The following is a 19,339-nucleotide window of genomic DNA, read 5'->3' as shown; positions in this document are numbered from 1 at the left end:
GCAGAAGAAGTGGATCAGGCAGATGAGGGGGAAGGAGCCTCAGCGGCAAACGTCGCGATCATCAGAACCCAGACACCCCAAAGCTTGGAACATTCAATCCTACCAGGCGGTACGGGCGGTGCCGAGTGCTGTTGTATGAGAGGATGAGACCTGGGCGACGTGCGCCTTGACCGACACGACGCAGTTTCCCGGGAAGCTAAGTTTGTGCATCGTCAAGTGCTTCAGCAACGCCTCTGCGTCACGCTTCTCGGTCAGCGGAAATGTCACAGTCATGCGGGTTCCTCCAACGAACATACTGAGCACCTGCGGAAATAATGGTTAAATTCTCTCGCGCCGCAACAAGAAAATTTGAATGATAAAATTAAAATCGATTAGCTTTTTGGTGGTTTTTTTAAAATCGTTTGAAATTAGCTTCCTCGGTTTTCCCATGGATTGGTCAGCGGATCGGCCGCGAGCGAGATCCGCATCGTGCGCTCCACAAGCACTCGAAGCGTTGGGAGCAATGCCCTTGATGAAGGCATTGGCAGATGCTGAGAGATGGCGCTGCTGAGTTAAGATCAGCCGCTCACCGTCTATTGCGGACCGCCCAACTTTTGAGCCGCAAGCCATTGAGCCTGATGAAGCCTTCGGCATCATGATGATCATAGGCGATGGAGCTTTCCTCGAAGCTGACGAGGTCTGAGGAATAGAGTGAGGAGGGCGACGTGCGAGAGATGACCGAGGCGCTTCCCTTATAGAGCCTCATTGCCACTTCGCCGCTGACGAAGACCTGGCTTCGGTCGATCAGGGCCTGCAGCATCTCCCGCTCGGGGGCGAACCAGAAGCCGTTGTAGATCATCTCGGCGTAGCGTGGCATGATCTCGTCCTTCAGGTGCGCGGCGGCGCGATCGAGCGTGATCGATTCAATTCCGCGATGCGCGGCAAGCAGGATCGCTCCTCCCGGTGTCTCGTATACGCCCCTCGACTTCATGCCGATAAACCGGTTTTCAACCAGATCGAGCCGCCCGATGCCATGCCGGCCGCCCAATTCATTGAGTGCGGTCAGCAAGGCTGCCGGTGTCATCGCCTTGCCGTTGACGGCAACAGGGTCCCCGCTCTCGAAGCCGATGGTGACGATCTCAGGGGCATCGGGAGCGTCGACAGGATCGACCGTGCGCCGGTAGATATGATCGGGTGCGACCTCCGCTGGATTTTCAAGAATTTTGCCTTCCGTCGAAGTGTGCAGCAGGTTGGCGTCGATCGAGAACGGCGCCTCGCCACGCTTGTCGCTCGGCACAGGGATGCGATGCTTCTCGGCATATTCCAGCAGCTGCGTGCGGGAGCGGATGTTCCATTGACGCCACGGAGCAATGACCTTGATTGACGGATCGAGCGCATCGACGGCCAGTTCGAAGCGGATCTGGTCATTGCCCTTGCCTGTCGCACCGTGGGCAACGGCGTCCGCGCCGATCTCCCTGGCTATGGCGACCAGATGCTTGGCAATCAGCGGTCGGGCGATGGAGCTGCCGAGGAGATACTGACCCTCGTAGACTGTGTTAGCCCGCAGCATCGGAAAGACAAAGTCGCGGACGAACTCCTCACGCAGATCGACGATGCGGACATCCTTGACCCCGAATATTGCCGCCTTCGCCCGCGCCGGCTCGAGCTCTTCGCCCTGACCGAGATCGGCGGTAAAGGTCACGACCTCGCATCCGTAAGTCTCTTGCAACCATTGGAGGATGACTGAGGTATCCAGTCCGCCCGAATAAGCGAGCACGATTTTCTCTATCTTTGCTGCCATAGTCATCTCCACATCAATTGCGTGGAACGATAGGCCAAGTCGTGCGCAATGAGCTTGCGAAGCATTCCGGAAATTGCAAAAGATTGGCATATTGTGCCGCGATGGCTCATCAGATGGGATATAAAATGCCAGTTCTTCTGGACGCGATCGATCGCCATATCCTGCGGGTGCTTCAGCGTGACGGCCGTATTTCGAATGTCGAGCTGGCAAAAGAAGTGGGGCTGTCGCCTTCGCCCTGCCTGCGCCGCGTGCGCCTTTTGGAAGAGGCCGGGATCATAGATCGCTACGTCGCCGTGCTGGATCCGGCAAAGGTCGGGGCCGGGCTGACGGTTTTTGCCCGCGTGTGGTTCAGGACCCAGGATGCCGAGGTCACGCTGCGCTTCGCCGAAGCCGTCAGGCGGTTTCCAGAGGTGATGGAATGCCACCTGACGACGGGAGAATGTGATGCCGTGCTGCGGATCGTCACGGCCGATCTGCACAGCTACTGGCGCTTCCAGGCCGACCACCTGACGCGCATTCCAAGCGTCCTCAGCGTCAAGACCGATGTGCCGATGGAAACGCTGAAGCGGAGCTTCGAACTGCCGTTGCGATAAGTGTCGCTCTCGCTGGCGGCTGATGTCGAGCACCTGCGTTGCTGAGGTGGGGTGGCCGCCCTCGTCCTTCGAGGCTCCGGCCTCTGGCCTGCGCACCTCAGAGTCTGTGAATCTTTAGGATTTTCGTCGTTTTTACGAGAGCTAAGTCATTGATTTGACTCGCATCGAAAAATCGAAAAATCGATAGATTCACAGGCTCTCAGGATGAGGTCGGAGAGAGGTCGCGGCTCACCCTGCCACTGCCGTAGCGGCATGGCACATCGAGCAGAAGCTGCAGCGGCACGGCACAGCGATCAGCCCTCATTCTGAGGCGCGTAGGCCCGAGGGTCGGAGCATCGAAGGACGGGGGCGGGTGGTAATGCGCTGGCCCGGCGATGACATGATCGGAGCTGCGTCTGCCGCTTTCCATCCCGATAGAAGAAGGGCCGCAGCACCACTCTCGATGCTATCCTCGGCCTGCGTGGAGGATCTGCTGCACCGGTTGCAAATGCTCGGCACAAGGCCGAGCATGACGACAAGGTGGCGATTATGCCTTCAGCGCCGCGGCGTAATCAGCGGCGTAGGTGCAGAATATGGACGCAATCTTTGCGTCGCAGCGTGCTTATGATGAAAGGGATGCCGGTTGACGGCGCCGGCGCTCCGAAGCATCTGGTCGGGCCGTGGCGCACGTGGTGTCGTAAGCAACATCTGCTGTCACTCGCTTACGCGGTCCTCATCCGGCGCAGGCGTGCTGCGCACCACCGCCATGCAGGCGCAACGACGTAGCTGACGGCCGGGATGGCCGCAAGGCCGAGGAGGATGCCGACGAGACCTGAGCCGACAGCTTGGACCAGCCAGGAAACCACGCCGCCAACGGCCGGCATTGCGTGCGCGGCGCCTTCTCCGGCATCGTGGAGCAGATGGCTCAGCCAGGCAAAGCCAAAGCCTTCGGCGCCATGCACAATGATGCCGCCGCCGACCCAGATCATCGCCGCCGTCCCGATGAGAGCCAGCACCTTGAGAAGATAGGGCATGCCCTGCACAAGGCCGCGCCCGAGCATGCGCGGGAACGCGCCTGTCCGCGAGCGGGAAGAGCGCTGGGCAAGCCAGAGGCCGAAGTCGTCCGCCTTCACGATCAAGGCGACGACGCCGTAAACGGCGGCCGTGATCATGATGCCGACCAGGGCGAGGACCAGCGCCTGCATCGCCAGACCCGACTCCGACAGGGAGCCGAGGGTGATCGCCATGATCTCGGCCGAGAGAATGAAATCGGTTCTGATGGCGCTCGCGACCTTTTCGTCCTCGAAGGTTTTGGGGTCGACGCTGATCGTCTCGAGGGCGTTCTCATGGGCATGGGCCGCGTGCGGCACGACGAGTTCGTAGACCTTTTCGGCGCCTTCGTAGCAAAGGTAGAGCCCACCGAGCATGAGCAGCGGCGTCACTGCCTGCGGCATGAGAAGGCTGAGGATGAGTGCGGCCGGCAGGAGGAACACCAGTTTGTTCTTGAGAGAACCAATGGCGATTTTTGCGATGATCGGTAGTTCGCGTGCGGCCGAGAGGCCGGTCACATAACGCGGCGTGACGGCTGCGTCGTCGATCACGACGCCGGCGGCTTTGGCGCCGGCTCTGCCCGCTTGGGCAACCACGTCGTCCAGAGAAGCGGCGGCCGCCTTTGCAAGCGCTGCGACATCATCAAGGAGGGCAATCAGGCCGACACTCACAAGCAAACCTCTCATTCAGGGACAATGGATGGCGAGAATATCCAATCGGGCGGCAGCCGGGAAGGGCGCCCCTTCGGATGGTTAGTGGTGCCTGATCAAAAGGTCAGGGATCACCCCGCCGGGACGGAGTACATGGCGTAGGTGGGACCGTGTGCAAGCGAGCCGCTCATTCAATCTGGATATGAATATGGTCATCATGACGCGCGGCTCGGCAGCCTTGGAAGCGGACATGGGCGTCGGTGATGCCAAGCGCATTCTTCAGATGCGGCTCGATGAAGATCTTCTGCAGGCCAAAGCGTGCGACGCCTTCCGTCGTCAGCCAGGCGATCGCTGCCGCGGTGCGCTGCTCCTCGATTGGATAGACAGGGAAGAGCGGCTGCAGGGCATCGAAATCCCAACGTGTGGTGAGCCAGTCGTGGCGACCCGCGCAAGGCAGTTCGTCGCGCGGGGCGGGCTCCTCGAAGGCAAAATAGCCGATCGGGGAGCGTGTGGCGCCGCTCAGGAAGGCGCCGTCGGCATCTTTGTAATAATAGGCGAAATCGAGCTTCTTGCCGTCGGCGTGAGAGAGATGCGGCAACAGCGGAAAACCGTTGACGAAGGGAAAGTTCGCATCCAGCGCGACGGTAACGGTACCGGGAAACTGCTTTTCCATGTGGGCGGCGAGTGCCTCTGCCAAATCGCGCAGTCCACGCGTCACGTAGTTGCGGTTGAGCGCGCAGTAGATCGGCGAGCGGATGACCAGCGGATCGGCGGTGCCGGCGAAGCAGGAAAGCGGAACCCGGCCGAATGTGGGTGCGGTGAGGTGCGCGACGAAGGTGGCGCCGGCGTAGAGAAGCAGAAAGAGCGCGAGGTTGGCCGCAAATCGGCGCAGGCGCAAGGCGCGTGCGACGGCAAACGTAATTAAATAGGCGACACCGCCGATCTGGGTGAGCAGCGTCAGGATGACGACGATCAGAGCGTGGATGACAAAGCGGAGCATCGGGCAGCCTTGCGGGGGAGGTTGCGTTGGCATAGGTGAGGGAGTGAGGATGCGCAAGATGGGCGGCGCATCCGCCTCGCTCTTCGAGGACTTCGGCCCATTTGTCGCTCCGTTTTGGCGGCCGGAATTGACAGCGGAATTTATCTGACCTAAGTCAGATAATATGGTTGCCGATCCTGTCGCCCGCGTCCGTCGCTTCAACCGCGCCGTCACCTCCGAAGTCGGCGCTCTGGATACGTCCTTCCTTGGACGCGGTCGTCCGCTCGGTGCTGCTCGCGTCCTCAATTCGATTGGTCGTGGCCAGTCGGATGTTGCGGCGATCCGCGATTATCTCGGTCTTGACTCGGGCCTGATGAGCCGTCTGTTGCGCGGGCTGGAGGAGGAGGGGCTGATCGAGACCATCCCGAACGATTGGGATGCGCGTCGCCGCATCACCAGGTTGACCAGCACCGGCGAGTGCGAATTTCAGGCTTATGAAGCACTTTCCAATGCCCAGGCCGAAGCGTTTCTGGCGCGTCATCGCCGCCCGGACGAACTCCTGCGCGCCATGGATATCGTCGCCTGCTCTCTAAGACGCGACCAGATCGTGCTGGAGGAGAAAGATCCTCAGCACGACGATGTCCGCTATTGCCTGGACGAATATTACGGCGAACTCGCACGCCGTTTCGACAAGGGTTTCGACGTCTCGCTTTCCCGCGATCCTGATGCCAAGGACATGATCCGCCCGCGCGGCGCGTTCCTGGTCGCGATGTCCGACGGCTTGCCGATCGGCTGTGTCGGGTTGAAGGGCAATGGCGGCGAAGTGGCGGAGATCAAGAGGCTCTGGGTCGCCCCGTCCGCGCGCGGCCTCGGGCTGGCAAAACGGCTTATGTCGGCTGCCGAGACGATCGCTCGCGAGTTGTCCATCCGGCTCCTGCGTCTGGATACCAACAGCGCGCTTGCCGAGGCGCAGCAGCTCTATCGTGGTACCGGCTGGACCGAGATCGAGCGGTTCAATGACGATCCGTATCCGGATACGTTCTTCGAAAAAAGTCTTTGAGTGCGACCGGCTTTGTCCTGAAGTGGCTGGCGATGGTGCTGTGCGACGCTTGTGCGCGGCGGCGCGGCCTCACCCTTGACGCCATTGCGGACATCCAAGGGTGAGGGCGCGGAGCCAGTTGCGAATGTCCTCAGACGCGCATCGACAACTCGATATCCTCTTCGAACGGGACCGAGAGATAACCAGCGGCGGCGGAGCGAACGCGGGCGCGATATTCGGGGCTGACGTCGGCATTGTCGGCGACGATGAGGGCGCCGGGTCTCAGGCGGTCTTCGACCAGTTCCAGGATGTCACGATAGAGCCCCTTGGCGCCGTCGAGAAACAGGAGGTCGATGGTATCAGGAAGATCGGTGCCGAGGGTGCGGAGGGCGTCTCCCTCACGGATTTCGACAAGGTCGATGAGGCCGCCGGCCGTCAAGTTTTCGCGCGCGCGCCTGACTTTCGACGGTTCGAACTCGCTGGTGATCAGCCGGCCACCGCCATTGTCGCGCAGTGCTGCAGCAAGATGGAGGGTCGAGATGCCGAAGGATGTGCCGAACTCGATGATCGTTTGAGCACGGCAGCTGCGCGCCAGCATGTAGAGCAGCGTGCCGGCCTCGCGCGAGACGGGAAGCCAGAGATCCTTCAGTCGCCCGTAAAGGTCGAGATATTCCGTCTTGCTGCTGATCAGGCGCATTCTCTCCTCGCTGGAAAGATCGGATATGGCGGGGCTCGTCGCCGCCGCGGCTTCTTCGAACAGGCCGTCGAGGAGAGGCGCGAGCGGTGCGGTGGTCAGTGTCGTCATTGGAGGGCTCCTTGGAATGATGAGGTTCTTGCGCTGAATGAAAAATACGAATAATCCCTCGCATTTTCTAATCGCATTGCGGAGCGCCGCCATGAGCGACCGGCCAAGTACCTGGATTTCTTCACGAAAGCAGCCGAAGCAGGCCCGCTCGACGGAGCTCGTGGGGGCGATCCTCGATGCTGCTGCTCAGGTTTTGGCACGGGAGGGAGCCCATCGCTTCACCACGGCGAGGGTAGCGGAGAGGGCGGGCGTCAGTATCGGTTCGCTCTACCAATATTTCCCCAACAAGGCCGCAATCCTCTTCCGGCTGCAGAGCGACGAATGGCGGCAGACGAACGACATGCTCGCGGACATTCTTGCCGATGCACAAAGACCGCCGTTCGAACGGCTGCGCAGCCTTGTTCACGCCTTTCTTCGCTCCGAGTGTGAGGAAGCGGCGATGCGAGTGGCGCTTCACGACGCAGCGCCGCTCTATCGCGATGCGCCGGAGGCGCAGGCGGCGAGGGCGTCGGGAGACCGCATCATCGGGCTGTTCATGCAGGAGGTGCTGCCATCGGTCCCGGAGGCAAGCCGGGTGCTTGCCGGTGACCTGATCGTCACGACGCTCGCCACGGTGGGGAAACAGTTCTCGGAGGCTCCCCGAAGCTGGGGCGAGATCGAAACCTACGCCGAAGCCATGGCCGAGATGTTCGCAGCCTACCTTGAAAAGCTCGAATCCGGCCGCGACACGGTGAATTCCTAACAAAGGACCGCAACACGGCAAATGAGAGGCTTTCTGCGAGCCGGCCACGGATTATCGCAACCCCTGTCACGGCGCAGGCGGCAGCCCTGATGGACCGATTTCGGATTCCTATTGGTGATCCAACTGCTTCGACAGTTGGGCAAAAAGCCCGTCGCGGGCGGTGTTCATCTGAACGAGATCGACGGCAACGGTGATGGCGCGGCGTCCTTCGACGCTGTCGATGTCGAGCTTTTTCTCGCAGCACCATTGCCGAACGGCATCGGTGACGATGGTTATTTGGCTGTCGTCGAGTGAAATAAGCGACAAGAGCATCTTCGTACCCTCTATGAAGCGGCAAGAGCACGACGGTCTCTCAAGCGGTCGTGCCGATGATCCGATGGGCCGATGACGGTACTCTACGCTCATTCTGCAGCAATGCCACAGCTATTTGGACACGCTTAGTTGACGACAGGCCGAGAACAGGACTGCCGGGCGTTATGGTTCGCTGAGGCAGTCCGGATGTTGCAGATAGCGAATGCCGAGATAGGCGATGTCGAACGGGAAAAGCTTCTGAAAACCCTGGCGCAGCCTTTCCGGGCTAATCCGTAAGACTTCTGCTTGGCCAGGCTCCGTTTGATCCGCACGGACGAGCGTCTGCTATAATCGCGGCGATCTCCGGTCGCATGGCCCGGCCGAACTTTGCGAGGCGTCAGATGACTGACGTTCAGGAACGGCTCCTTGAGAGCAAGATGACCGAGATCCGGCAGGCCCGGTCCTGGAGCCCTCGGGGCATCGCCAAATTCGAAAACCTGATCCGCAGCGGTGACGATCTGTCCCTCTACCGCATCAACCCGCTGGCTTTCGCGCACGACGGCGCCATTTCGGAGGCGGAAAGCATCGATCTCTTTCTCTATGCGACGCGCAGCGGTTTGTTCGAGATGAGCTGGGACGTCGTATGTCCCCAATCCGGAATGGTGCTCGATAGTTTCGGCGCCTTGAGGACGCTGAAGACTCACTATGTCTGCGGCCTGTGCGACGTCTCCGGCGAAACCGACCTCGACGATTTCATCGAGGTCACCTTCACAGTGTCGCCGCAACTGCGCCGGCTGTCTTTTCACGATCCCGGCTCGCTCTCGATCGAGGATTTTCACTGGAAGGCACGCTTTCTCAGCGATGCGCGACTTCCAGGTCAGCAGGTCCGCTTTCTCGACGTCTTGAAAGGGCTGGTGCGCGGCCTTTCCTTCCTGGCGCCGGGTTCGGTCACGACGATCAGGGCTGAACTCGGCGCCGGGGCGCTCGCCGGCATCAATGTAGAGACCCAGGCGAGCTTTGCGCTGCCGGTGAGAGGCGAGCCCGTTACGGCGCCGGCACTCCTCAGGATCGGGTATGACGGTCGGCGTTTTTACCCTTCGTCCTCAGCGGTTCGGCCCGGCCCGGTCATCGTCGAAGTCGAGAACTCGGCTGCCGCGCGCGGCTCGCTGCTTCTCATCAACTGGCCGCCCGAGATTCTGGCGCGGACCACCAAGCCTGTTCTCGATTTCGATCCTTACATGTCGGGCGGGATGCTGCTTGCGCGCCAGACCTTTCGGCGGCTGTTTCGCTCCGAATGCGTTGATGAAAGGGAGGGCCTCGGCATCCGTCAGGTGACGCTTCTCTTCACCGATCTCAAGGGGTCGACCGCGATGTACCAGCGGCTCGGCGATCTCAATGCCTATGCGCTGGTGCGCGAGCATTTCGCCCTGCTCGGCGCCACGGTGCAGGAGCATTCGGGCGCAATCGTCAAAACGATCGGCGACGCGGTGATGGCGGCCTTCTCCCGTCCGAGCGACGCAATCTCGGCTGCTCTGCACATGCTCGAGGAAATCGAACGCTTCAACGGCGAGCATGGCGATCCCAGCATCATCCTGAAGATCGGCGCCCATTGCGGTCCGTCGATTGCCGTGACCTTGAACGACAACCTCGATTATTTCGGGCAGACCGTCAATGTCGCGGCACGGGTGCAATCATTGGCCGAGGCCGGCGAGATTTGTCTATCCGAAGCCCTGTTTTCGGCGCCTGACGTCAGCCGGCTGCTCTCCGGCCACAGGCTAGTCGCCTTCGAGGCTCCGCTTCGGGGCGTGGAGGGGATGGCATGCGTCTATCGGGTGATGCCGGGGTAATCTCAGGTCCTTGATTTGTGCATGTCTTCATCCCGCGCCGCGGCACGTTCTTGAGCACATGCATTTCACCATTTGCAACGGGCAATGTTGCCCAAAAGAAGGAGAATACAATGTTGAAATGCACAGCTATAGCCATCGTTGCCGCCGTCGCATCCGCACTGCCTGTCCTTGCACAGGATGTGATGATGAAATGCGACGAGGCGTCGATGATGAAAATGCAGTCCGACATGGACGCCATGACCGATCCGGCCATGAAGGAAAAGAAGGAAATGGCGTCCAAGGAAATGATGATGGCTAAGGATTCCATGACGGCCAACAAGATGGACGACTGCAAGATGCACATGGAAAACGCCATGAAAAGCATGGGCAAAACGTGACGCTATTGATGCCGGGCGAGATGGCCTTGGACAGCCGCCTCGTCCAGGCGCCGGGATGAAGGTGTTTCCGGCGCCGCTCACCCGGGAGAGATCGCCGGACTGAACCAGCGGCTCGGTTATTTCGCCAGCACGAGATGCGTGGCCTTTTCGCTGGCGACATGCTCGGTGATGCGAAAGCCCAGCGCAGGAAGATCGATGCCTGCAAACATTGCTTCGCCCCTGCCGAGCACGACGGGGGAGACGGCGAAATGCAGCTCGTCGATCAGACCCGCCTGCAGATACTGGCGGACAGTCGCCACTCCGCCGCCGATCTTCACATCTTTATCGCCGGCCGCCGCCTTCGCCTGCTCGAGCGCCGCATGAATGCCGCCGGTGACGAAGTGGAAGGTGGTGCCTCCTTCCATGACGAGCGGTTCGCGTGGATAATGGGTGAGGATATAGGTCGGTGCATGATAAGGCGGGTTCGGACCCCACCAGCCTTTCCAGGCATCGTCGGGCCATTCGCCGCGGATCGGGCCGAACATGTTGCGCCCGAGAATGAAGGCGCCGAAATCGGCCATGGCGCGGGACGCATAATCCTCGTCGATGCCGGACGAACCGTCGTCTTTACCCATCATCGCGCGGAAGGTGCGCGTGTGAAAAAACCACTGAAACATTTCCGGCCCGCGCTTTCCGAGTGGATCATTCAGGCTTTGCTCCGGCCCGGCGCCGAAACCATCCACGGAAACGGAAAATCCTGCAACGCGCACCTTGGACATGCTTTCCTCCATCTGATTGCGAATCGAAACTAGTTGTTATCTCGCACAAGTGATCCTATAATGCAACTGGTTTCCATAGGAGATGCTTCGTGGATATAGAATTGCGGTCCGGCTGTCCGATCAACCTGACGATGGAGGTGCTGGGCGACCGATGGAGTCTGATTATCATCCGTGACATCATGTTCGGCAACCGCCGGCATTTCCGCGATCTGCTCAACCATTCGGAGGAGGGGATCGCCTCCAATATCCTGGCGGCGCGGCTGAAGCGGCTGCTCTCGCTTGGCTTCATCAGCAAGCGGGACGATCCGAGCCACAGCCAGAAAGCAATCTACAGCCTGACGGAACCGGCAATCCAGCTCGTTCCCCTCTTCGCCATGATCGGCGCCTGGGGCAGGCGTCACCTGCCGGTGAGCGAGGATCTCAGCATTCGCGCCGAGTTGCTGGAAGAGGGCGGGCAGCCGCTCTGGAACGAATTCATGGAGGATCTCCGGCAGGTCCACATCGTCGATCCGATCGGCGGGGCGAACGGGACGGTGACCTCGCCGGTGCTGGCGCGGCTGACGGCGGCGTTTCTGGAGGTGCGGGGAAGAATGGCCGCGGGGGCGGCTTGATGTAAGAAAAAGATGATTGAAAGACCTACTGTGTGGCCCCCTCATCCGACCCTTCGGGCCCCTTCTCCCCGCGGGGGAGAAGGGGAACCGTGGCAACGCCTCGCTCCCTCTGACATTTCGGCTGAAGGAGGGCCGTGCGGCTTGGTCCCTTCTCCCCAGCGGGGAGAAGATGCCGGCAGGCAGATGAGGGGGCCACACGGTAGGACGCTTCTTTCACTTTCTACCAAAAATATCCGGCCGTGCCTGCTGGTCTCGGCATCCGCTATCTCACGAACAGTATAACCAACGGCCCGGCCAGCAGGCTGGCGAGGATGAAGGCGGAGAGGAGGTAAGTCTCCAAGATACGAAGAATGGATCTGAAGTGGGGCATCTTGTCGTCCTGAATTGTGATGCCCGATCCTCGGCCGCAACAATTGCAGCAGCATGACCGGCTGCCTTTCAAGTTCCGCAATGTTGCTGCAACCCTTGCGGCCGAAACTTGGGCGCAAGGAATGGTGGGCGATGCGGATTCTGTTGATCGAGGACGAGAGGGAGCTGGCCGGAGCGCTGTCGGCGGCGCTCGGCAAGCATGGCATCGTGACGGATCACACAATGCATCTCGGCGATGCCGTCGAGCTGACGCGGCAGAACCACTATGATGCGATCCTGCTCGACCGGCGCCTGCCTGATGACGAGGGGCTGCGGTTCATTCCGGAGCTCAGGCGAACGGGGAGGGATACGCCGATTATCGTGCTGACGGCGCTGAACGAGCCGAAGCAGCGGGTGGAAGGGCTCGATCTCGGTGCCGACGACTATCTCGGCAAGCCGTTTCTGGTCGAAGAGCTGATGGCGCGGCTCAGGGCCGTGTTGCGCCGGCAGCCGAACCTTTCCGAACTCAAGATCAGCGCCGGGCGGATGGTGATCGATCCCTTACATCTCAGCGTTACCGTCGGCGATACGCCGCTCGATCTGCCCCGGCGCGAGCTTCTGGTGCTCGCCGCTCTCGCCAAGCGCAAAGAGAAGACCGTGCTGCGCTCAACGTTGGAGGCGGCGGTCTACAATTACGAGGAGGAAATCCAGTCGAACGCGCTCGATGCGCATATATCGCGGCTGCGCAAGCGGCTAACCGATGCCGGGGCTGAGGTTTCGATCCACAATATCCGCGGTGTCGGCTATCTTATGAGGGAAGAATGATGGTCGGGGGGAGCAAGGCCAATCCTTCGCTCTGGTGGCGGCTCAGCTGGCAGCTCGGCCTGGGTTTCGTCGGCGTGGTGACGGCCGTCATCATCGGGCTCTGCTTCTACGGCTCGACGATCCTCTCGCCGAACGTTGCGCTGGAAGACCACATTACCGCGGTGCTGGCTCCGGCCGTTGCGCTCGATGCCGAAGGGCGGCTTGAAATCAAGGATACGCCGGAGCTCGACGCGCTGAAGCGAGAATATGACGGGCTCTGGTATGTCGCGGCCACGACGAAAGGTTCTTACGTGTCCTACGGAAGCATTCCTGCCGTCTACGGCGAACTTGCGCGTCTGACCTATTTGTTCGAAGGGGCCGATATCAGGGGATCGGCCGCGACGGACGAGATCGCCTCCGTGGAAAGTGTAGAGACCGCGATCGGCGAGCTACGGGTGCTGTTCGGCGGCGTCGCCGACAAGGGCTGGCCTGTCTTTACGCTGATGGGCATCGCCTATCCGATCTACATCCCGCTGCTCGCCATCGCCTTGCCCGCGGTTTTTCTCGCCGTTCCCAGAATCGTCGGGCGCAGTCTCGCCAGCGTCAGCGAGGTCGCTCGCAAGGCATCGGAGATCGAACCGCGCCGCTACGATGCGCGCCTGCCGCTGGATGGCATTCCGAGCGAGGTCGCGCCGCTGGTGATCGCCTTCAACGAGGCGCTCGACCGCTTGGAAAACGAGCACCGCAAGCGGCAGCATTTCCTGATCGATGCGGCGCATGAATTGAGAACGCCGATCGCCATCATGCAGACGCGGATCGATGGAACGGCCGAAGGGCAGGAGCGCCGGCGATTGCTCGACGACGTCGCGCGTCTGGCCGAGACGGCCGAACAGCTGCTCGATTTCGAGCGCAACGACCAGGCGACCGATCTCCATGAGACCGTCGATCTGGTCGAAATCGCCCGGACCGTGGTGGCCGATCTTGCGCCGCTCGCGATCGGCGCCGGTTACCAGATCTCGTTTCGGAGCGCGGTCGAATGCCTGAAACGCAAGGGCAGTCCTTCGGCCCTGCCGCGGGCGGTGAGCAACCTCCTGCGCAACGCCATCGACCATGGCGGCGGCGGCGGCATGATCACTGTCTCGGTGTCGGCTGCCGGCGGCGGGCGGATCAGCGTCGCAGACGAAGGGCCGGGCATTGCGGCCGTGCACCGGGAGCTGGTATTCGAGCCCTTCTACCGCGTCACCCCGAAAAGTAAGGGGGCAGGGCTCGGCCTCAGCCTCGTCAAGCAGATCGTCCTGAACCACGGCGGCGAGGTCCACATCGAGAACAGGGCTGCCGGGGCCGAGGTGACGATTCAACTGGAATAGGCCGAATTGTTCCGACAGCCTGCGCTGCCGGGAGCGATGTAATGCTGCGGCAATTCTTGGCCGGCACTTTCGCCTGAAATCAACGGCGACGGAGGCCAAACGGAGTGCGCAGCAATCGATTTACTTCATCCTTTTCAAATCGGGTGTCGAGAGCCTTTTCCCTGGCCCTGCCGCTGGCGCTTGCCGTGGCTGCGGGTGGCTGCAGCACGGTCCCACTCAAGGAAGGCGGGACGCTGACGTCCTACTCTCATCTCGGGCCGGCCAAGGGCAAACTCTCGAAATCGCGCGTCTATGTCGATGGTCTCAGCCTCGCTCCGATAAAGACGGTCGCGATCGAACCGACGAGCTTCGCCTTCAGCGCCGCGACGCGCATCAAGTCGCCTGGTGACCGCGCGATGGTCTCCAATGCGCTCGACCGGGCGCTCTGCATTTCCCTCAGCGATCGGTATCAGATCGTGGCGTCAGGCGAGCCCGCGGATCTGACGATCCGCTCCGTCGTCACCGACATCGTACCGACCAACAAGACGATGGCAGGCGTTTCCACAGTCGTAACCGTCGGCACCGGCTTGGCGCTGCCGGTCGGCGTGCCGCGCCTGCCGGTCGGGCTCGGCGGGCTGGCGGTGGAGGCCGAGGCGGTCGACAGGTCGGGCGCGCAGCGCGCGGCGATGGTCTGGGCGCGCGGCGCGAATTCACTGCAGAACAACCCGCGTGTGTCCGAGGTGGGCGATGCCTACGGCCTGGCTGGAAAGTTCAGCAGCGACTTTTCCCGTTTGCTGATCGCAGGCAAGGAGCCGAAGGGGTTGGACCTCCGGCTTCCCTCGCGCCAGCGGATGAAATCCTGGTTCGGCGGGAAACCGAAATACGTCGCCTGCGACGCCTTCGGCCGCGAACCCGGGCTGGTCGGGATGGTGGCCGCCAAATATGGTGCGCCGCCGCAATGGACTGAGAAGAAGCCGAAGCCGGCAGCTGCCTATTGACCGAGTGCTCAGCCCACCCCGAGCTGGGCCGATCGGACGGACGGAGGGGCGACAGCCTTGCTCCGTCCGTCTTTAGTGCTCGGATGTGTTTTCAGGCGGCGGTCCGGGATGTAGCCAGAAATAGAGTTTGGTCCGCTCCGGCCTGTCGGAGGGGTGCGGACCGCGCATGAAGAATTGCCCGCCGTTGCGCTCGATCACGCGCCTCGAAGCGTCGTTGTCCTCGTCGCAGAGAACAACGAGGCGGGTGAGGCCCTGCTTTGCCGCCACATCGAGCAGGAGGCCGAGCGCGGCGGTGGCGCGGCCGCCGCGCTGCTTCCACGGCACGACCGAATAACCAACATGGCCCGAGACTTCGGGCGGCAGCTCCTCTGTGCCCTGATGAAAGCGGAGGTTGATGCTGCCGCAGAAATCGCCATCCCATATCCAGAAGAGAAGAACCGTCAGCGGCGACCCGGACACGGTGCGCTGTCTGTCGCCAGGACTAAGATCGTCGAGAAATTTCGATTTGTCCTGGCGCAGCCGCTGGAGTTCTCCGCGGATATAGGCCTGGTCGCCGGCACGGCGCGGGTCGGGAGACCAACCGGCCGCAAGCGCTGCTTCGAAGCCCGACAGGTTTTCCGGATCCGGCGCAAGCAGGGCCACGCAGCCGGAGGGTGTCGCGGTGTCTCCTGATGTCATAGGTCGCCTTGCAAATGCAGCCGCTCGGAAGGTTCGATCCTGGCTAGACAAGCACGACTGAGAGCCGCTGGGAAGCGCCTGCGCGACAGCAAAAAGCCCCGCGCGGTGACGCGGGGCTTACTGCAGTGCCGCAGGCTGGATTACCGGCACTGACGGCGCGGGCCGTAGTACGGCTGATAGGTATTGTCCCAGGCTCGGTATGACCGATAGCGGGCGTAGCAATATTCGGCATGCGAGCCATAGGCGCGCGGAGGCTGCGAGGCGATGATGCCCCCGATGATGGCGCCTGCGGCCAGGCCGCCGATGATGGCGCCGGTATTGTCGTGGTGGTGGTGGCGCCGCCATCTGCGGTCATAGCGGCGGTCCCAGCCATAGCGGTCGTCCCGATAATAGTGGCGATCGCGGTAGTAACGCCGGTCGCCGTAATATCTGCGGCGATCGCCGTAGCGTGAACAGACGATCGAGAACCTGCTGCAACCGACGGTCATAATCCGAGCATCGGTACTTGCCGGTGCCGGCTGCGCCGCCTGTTGTACCGGACTCGGCACGAAGGTTGGGCCTGCGGATGCAGGCATTCCGGAGAATGCCGTCGCAATCGACAGGGCAATGATGGCGAATCTTTTCATCTCACTCACCTTCACGGGCATATGAAGAAACAACGCGGACTGAGAAGATAAGTTTCATTTTGGGAATTGGGAACGGGGGACTTATGTGCGTATCCGCTAACGCAATAGGACTGGGCGGCCGGACTATTGCGATCGGGGCGGTGGTGGGGCCGCACCTCTCTGAAACGCGCAACGGACATTATCTCATTTGAGCGGACGCATCAGGTCTTCCGGGCGTTGAGGCGTGGGCGGGGGAGTGGGATTTGCTAAAGGATAAGTTTCCGACCCTCGGCCAGGACGACCGGAATTCGCAAGAAGTTCAAATTGCAATTAGATCCTAAACTGGTTCTTATCGAGCGGCTGCTTCAATGCCTGACATGTAACGCGTCACCCTTAATGTCAGAAAGACGACCATGCAGCTCTCCAGAATCATCGGCCTTCTCTGTCTATCCACCAGTCTTGCGCTTGCGCCCCTTAACATTGTCTTTACCGATACATCGCCCGCCTTCGCAAAAGGTGGTGGCGGTGGCGGCAACGGCGGTGGCGGTGGTGGTCACGGCGGTGGCGGAGGTGGCAACGGCGGGGGTGGCAACGGCGGGGGCGGTAACGGCGGCGGCAGCCATAGCAGCGGTGGTGGAAAGGGAAGCTCCAGCTCGAGTGGGAAGACGGAAAACGACCGTGGCTCGAGCAAGTCCAGCGGCAAGACAGGCAAGGCGAATACGACCAAGCAGAGCTTGACCACGAAGGGCGCCGCCAAGAAGATGACATCCGTCAAGGCGCCCGCGGAAAAGTCGGCCAAAAAACCCGCAGCACAGCTTGCCGGTCTCAATTCCTTGAAACGCAATTTCCATGCCCTCATGAAGACGGCGGATCCGCGTATGACTGCGATCGCGGCGTACGCTACCGCTTACGCTCAATATGAGCTGGCCAACGGGGTTGCCCCGCCGGCGGACGATCCTGTTCTCGGCGACGCCGCTCTAACGGCAGCACTGGCTTCGGCGACCAAGACGGGCACGCTCAGCCCCGAAGCTTTGGCCTGGGCCAAGGACAGGCTCGGCATCGGCACGGTTGTCGGCACGATCGACCAGATGAGAGACGCGTTGGCGGCTGCGGCGCCGGTCGCGGAAGAACCGGTGGCGGAGACCCCGACGACAGAGACTCCGGCAACCGAGACTCCGACTGGCGAAACCGCCGACGGCAGCGAGACGACAGATCCTAGCGCGACCGCGGAAACGCCGGAAGCCGAGACGGGCAGCACGGAAGAAGTATCGGGAACGACCGAGTCGGCGCCGGCTGTCGATTCAACCGAAACCTCGGCCACCGCAACGGGTACCGAGGCGACCGGCCTCTAAATCACCGGAAATGGCTAGCGTATCGGCTCGAAATTGGAATAGTTTTTCGGGCCGATACATAGATTCAGAGTGTTAGCGCGCCCTTTGTGCGTCTGAAACGAGGATTACGGGCAGAGGTGTCGCGAGGAGACTGACGCGCGCCGTCAGACCCGCTTCCCGCCGGCAAGCAGTCGAAGCTGGTCTTCATCATGCACACCCTGCCGATAAAGCTCGATGATCAGGGCTCCGAGACGATCGGCTTCCCCGCCTGCTCTATCAATGTCGAGCCCGCTACACAGGGCTTCGTGCACACGCCTGCAAATATCGAGATCTGCGGAGGCGAGTGGTTCGTCACGCGTGCTGAAAAGCTTGTCTGACATCGCAATCAGCCCTTTTGGGATGCCGTGAATCGCTATTGTGCAAAAAGATAATTTCGCAGCCTTTGCTTCGCAAGATGGGCGAACGTCCGAAATCAGAACAATATGGGAGCCGCGGCAAGACGCGGCGCCGGGGTGGAGCTAAAATCAATCGGCGCCTCGGCCGGACGAAATAGGCGGGCAGACGATCTCTATTTGGCCGCGGGGTCCTTACCGCCCTGCTGCGACAGGCGCAGCTCTTTCAGGCGTTTGGTCTTTTCCCGGCGAGCCCGCTGCTCCGCCTCGATGGTTTCCTTTGCGGCTCGCTCGGTATTTTCGAAACGGTCCTGCCGGTAAGCCTTTGATGAGGGTTCACGTTCTCTTTTCATGGCCGCTAAACGCAAATCGACGAAAACGGTTTCATGATAAAACCGTTTTGCCGAAAAGCGGCGCGGGCGGCGGGCGCCTCGTCAGCGCCCGGCGACACGTCGGATCAGCCTTTGATAAAGGCGAGGATGTCCGGGTTTATGATATCGGCATGGGTCGTGCACATGCCGTGCGGAAATTTCTCATAGACCTTGAGCGTCGCGTTCTGCAGGAGCTTGGATGAAAGCAGCGCGGAGTCGGCGATCGGCACGATCTGGTCGTCGTCGCCATGCATGACGAGGGTCGGCACGGTAATGATCTTCAGGTCTTCGGTGAAGTCGGTTTCCGAGAAGGCCTTGATACCGTCGTAATGCGCCTTGGCGCCGCCGATCATGCCCTGGCGCCACCAATTGTTGATGACCGGTTCCGACACTTTCGCACCCGGCCGGTTGAAGCTGTAGAACGGGCCGGCGGGAAGGTCATGATAGAATTGGGCGCGGTTGGCAGCGAGCTGTCTGCGCAGGTCGTCGAAGACTTCGATCGGCAGGCCGCCGGGATTGGCATCGGTTTTCACCATAATCGGCGGTACGGCGCCGATAATGACGAGCTTGCCGACCCGGCCCTGCGGCTGGCCGTGGCGGGCGACATAGTGGGTCGCTTCGCCGCCGCCGGTGGAATGGCCGACATGGACGGTATTCCTGAGATCGAGATGCTCGACGACGGCTGCGGCATCGGCAGCGTAATGATCCATGTCGTGGCCGTCGGCCACCTGGGTGGAGCGGCCGTGGCCACGCCGATCATGGGCAACGACGCGGTAGCCCTTGTCGAGGAAGAACAGCATCTGTGCGTCCCAGTCGTCGGAGCACAGCGGCCAGCCGTGATGGAACATGATCGGCTGGGCGCTCTTCGGTCCCCAATCCTTATAGAAAATCTCGACGCCGTCCTTCGTTGTGACTGTGCTCATATCTCATGGCTCCTTGTGGTTGGATTTGACTAAACAGGCTGC

22 protein-coding genes are annotated in these 19,339 nt (G+C 61.3%); 10 read left to right on the top strand and 12 right to left on the bottom strand.

Annotated features, from left to right (window positions below):
- Positions 1-99: 99 nt before the first annotated feature.
- Both QWJ46_RS23015 and QWJ46_RS23010 read right to left on the bottom strand, forming a co-directional pair.
- On the bottom strand, positions 100-273 hold the full coding sequence (locus tag QWJ46_RS23015; protein ID WP_184457687.1) for a hypothetical protein: 174 nt from the start codon (positions 271-273) through the stop codon (positions 100-102).
- 292 nt (positions 274-565) lie between these two features.
- Entirely contained in the window at positions 566-1,780 is a 1,215-nt protein-coding gene (locus tag QWJ46_RS23010; RefSeq protein WP_302754098.1) for an argininosuccinate synthase, read from the bottom strand.
- A gap of 125 nt (positions 1,781-1,905) precedes the next feature.
- On the opposite strand from QWJ46_RS23010, the gene QWJ46_RS23005 reads away from it, so the two are divergent.
- Positions 1,906-2,373: an Lrp/AsnC family transcriptional regulator gene (locus QWJ46_RS23005; protein WP_302754097.1), complete on the top strand. Its 468-nt coding sequence runs from the start codon at positions 1,906-1,908 to the stop codon at positions 2,371-2,373.
- A 701-nt stretch (positions 2,374-3,074) separates the two neighbouring features.
- Here QWJ46_RS23005 and QWJ46_RS23000 read toward each other — a convergent pair.
- On the bottom strand, positions 3,075-4,073 hold the full coding sequence (locus tag QWJ46_RS23000; RefSeq protein ID WP_302754096.1) for a DUF808 domain-containing protein: 999 nt from the start codon (positions 4,071-4,073) through the stop codon (positions 3,075-3,077).
- A gap of 166 nt (positions 4,074-4,239) precedes the next feature.
- Positions 4,240-5,052, bottom strand: coding sequence for a hypothetical protein (locus QWJ46_RS22995; RefSeq protein WP_302754095.1), 813 nt, complete (start codon positions 5,050-5,052; stop codon positions 4,240-4,242).
- Positions 5,053-5,215: 163 nt separating this feature from the next.
- Between QWJ46_RS22995 and QWJ46_RS22990 the strand changes: the two genes are divergently transcribed.
- Entirely contained in the window at positions 5,216-6,091 is an 876-nt protein-coding gene (locus QWJ46_RS22990; protein WP_302754094.1) for a bifunctional helix-turn-helix transcriptional regulator/GNAT family N-acetyltransferase, read from the top strand.
- A 130-nt stretch (positions 6,092-6,221) separates the two neighbouring features.
- Here the strand turns inward: QWJ46_RS22990 and QWJ46_RS22985 are convergent, their stop codons facing one another.
- Positions 6,222-6,875, bottom strand: a complete 654-nt coding sequence (locus tag QWJ46_RS22985; RefSeq protein WP_302754093.1) for an O-methyltransferase — start codon at positions 6,873-6,875, stop codon at positions 6,222-6,224.
- Between the two features lie 91 nt (positions 6,876-6,966).
- Here QWJ46_RS22985 and QWJ46_RS22980 point away from each other — a divergent pair, with 91 nt between their 5' ends.
- A complete protein-coding gene (locus tag QWJ46_RS22980) occupies positions 6,967-7,617 on the top strand; it encodes a TetR family transcriptional regulator (RefSeq protein WP_302754092.1) in 651 nt (216 codons plus the stop codon).
- Between the two features lie 108 nt (positions 7,618-7,725).
- Here the strand turns inward: QWJ46_RS22980 and QWJ46_RS22975 are convergent, their stop codons facing one another.
- Positions 7,726-7,929 carry a hypothetical protein gene (locus tag QWJ46_RS22975; protein ID WP_302754091.1) on the bottom strand — a complete coding sequence of 68 codons (204 nt, stop codon included), beginning with the start codon at positions 7,927-7,929 and terminating at the stop codon, positions 7,726-7,728.
- 380 nt (positions 7,930-8,309) lie between these two features.
- Between QWJ46_RS22975 and QWJ46_RS22970 the strand changes: the two genes are divergently transcribed.
- Entirely contained in the window at positions 8,310-9,755 is a 1,446-nt protein-coding gene (locus QWJ46_RS22970) for an adenylate/guanylate cyclase domain-containing protein (RefSeq protein ID WP_302754090.1), read from the top strand.
- Positions 9,756-9,865: 110 nt separating this feature from the next.
- On the top strand, positions 9,866-10,132 hold the full coding sequence (locus tag QWJ46_RS22965; RefSeq protein ID WP_302754130.1) for a hypothetical protein: 267 nt from the start codon (positions 9,866-9,868) through the stop codon (positions 10,130-10,132).
- Between the two features lie 116 nt (positions 10,133-10,248).
- Here the strand turns inward: QWJ46_RS22965 and QWJ46_RS22960 are convergent, their stop codons facing one another.
- Entirely contained in the window at positions 10,249-10,890 is a 642-nt protein-coding gene (locus QWJ46_RS22960) for a dihydrofolate reductase family protein (protein ID WP_184457703.1), read from the bottom strand.
- 89 nt (positions 10,891-10,979) lie between these two features.
- Between QWJ46_RS22960 and QWJ46_RS22955 the strand changes: the two genes are divergently transcribed.
- The 4 genes from QWJ46_RS22955 (at position 10,980) to QWJ46_RS22940 (ending at position 14,997) form a co-directional block, all read left to right on the top strand.
- Positions 10,980-11,501, top strand: coding sequence for a helix-turn-helix domain-containing protein (locus tag QWJ46_RS22955; RefSeq protein ID WP_302754089.1), 522 nt, complete (start codon positions 10,980-10,982; stop codon positions 11,499-11,501).
- A 501-nt stretch (positions 11,502-12,002) separates the two neighbouring features.
- Positions 12,003-12,674, top strand: a complete 672-nt coding sequence (locus tag QWJ46_RS22950) for a response regulator transcription factor (RefSeq protein WP_302754088.1) — start codon at positions 12,003-12,005, stop codon at positions 12,672-12,674.
- Entirely contained in the window at positions 12,674-14,020 is a 1,347-nt protein-coding gene (locus QWJ46_RS22945; RefSeq protein WP_302754129.1) for a HAMP domain-containing sensor histidine kinase, read from the top strand. The genes QWJ46_RS22950 and QWJ46_RS22945 overlap by 1 nt, the downstream gene beginning before the upstream one ends.
- A 104-nt stretch (positions 14,021-14,124) precedes the next feature.
- Positions 14,125-14,997 carry a DUF3313 domain-containing protein gene (locus QWJ46_RS22940; protein ID WP_302754087.1) on the top strand — a complete coding sequence of 291 codons (873 nt, stop codon included), beginning with the start codon at positions 14,125-14,127 and terminating at the stop codon, positions 14,995-14,997.
- A gap of 72 nt (positions 14,998-15,069) precedes the next feature.
- Here the strand turns inward: QWJ46_RS22940 and QWJ46_RS22935 are convergent, their stop codons facing one another.
- Both QWJ46_RS22935 and QWJ46_RS22930 read right to left on the bottom strand, forming a co-directional pair.
- On the bottom strand, positions 15,070-15,675 hold the full coding sequence (locus tag QWJ46_RS22935; RefSeq protein WP_302754086.1) for a GNAT family N-acetyltransferase: 606 nt from the start codon (positions 15,673-15,675) through the stop codon (positions 15,070-15,072).
- Between the two features lie 140 nt (positions 15,676-15,815).
- Positions 15,816-16,301 (bottom strand): BA14K family protein, encoded by a 486-nt coding sequence (locus tag QWJ46_RS22930; RefSeq protein WP_302754085.1) that lies wholly within the window; start codon positions 16,299-16,301, stop codon positions 15,816-15,818.
- Positions 16,302-16,693: 392 nt separating this feature from the next.
- Here QWJ46_RS22930 and QWJ46_RS22925 point away from each other — a divergent pair, with 392 nt between their 5' ends.
- A complete protein-coding gene (locus QWJ46_RS22925; RefSeq protein WP_302754084.1) occupies positions 16,694-17,632 on the top strand; it encodes a hypothetical protein in 939 nt (312 codons plus the stop codon).
- Positions 17,633-17,775: 143 nt separating this feature from the next.
- Here QWJ46_RS22925 and QWJ46_RS22920 read toward each other — a convergent pair whose 3' ends face one another.
- The 3 genes from QWJ46_RS22920 to QWJ46_RS22910 form a co-directional block, all read right to left on the bottom strand.
- Positions 17,776-17,991 (bottom strand): hypothetical protein, encoded by a 216-nt coding sequence (locus tag QWJ46_RS22920; RefSeq protein WP_085778548.1) that lies wholly within the window; start codon positions 17,989-17,991, stop codon positions 17,776-17,778.
- 188 nt (positions 17,992-18,179) lie between these two features.
- Positions 18,180-18,356, bottom strand: a complete 177-nt coding sequence (locus QWJ46_RS22915) for a hypothetical protein (protein WP_167358499.1) — start codon at positions 18,354-18,356, stop codon at positions 18,180-18,182.
- A 104-nt stretch (positions 18,357-18,460) separates the two neighbouring features.
- Complete coding sequence (locus QWJ46_RS22910) at positions 18,461-19,297, bottom strand: alpha/beta fold hydrolase (protein ID WP_302754083.1); 837 nt, start codon at positions 19,295-19,297, stop codon at positions 18,461-18,463.
- Between the last annotated feature and the right edge of the window lie 42 nt (positions 19,298-19,339).

The organism is Rhizobium sp. CBN3 (genome assembly GCF_030518245.1).
In the GTDB taxonomy this organism is placed as follows: Bacteria; Pseudomonadota; Alphaproteobacteria; order Rhizobiales; family Rhizobiaceae; genus Rhizobium; species Rhizobium aethiopicum_A.
Note: the sequence above shows the minus strand (reverse complement) of the source record. Positions and strands in the feature narration are given on the sequence as shown.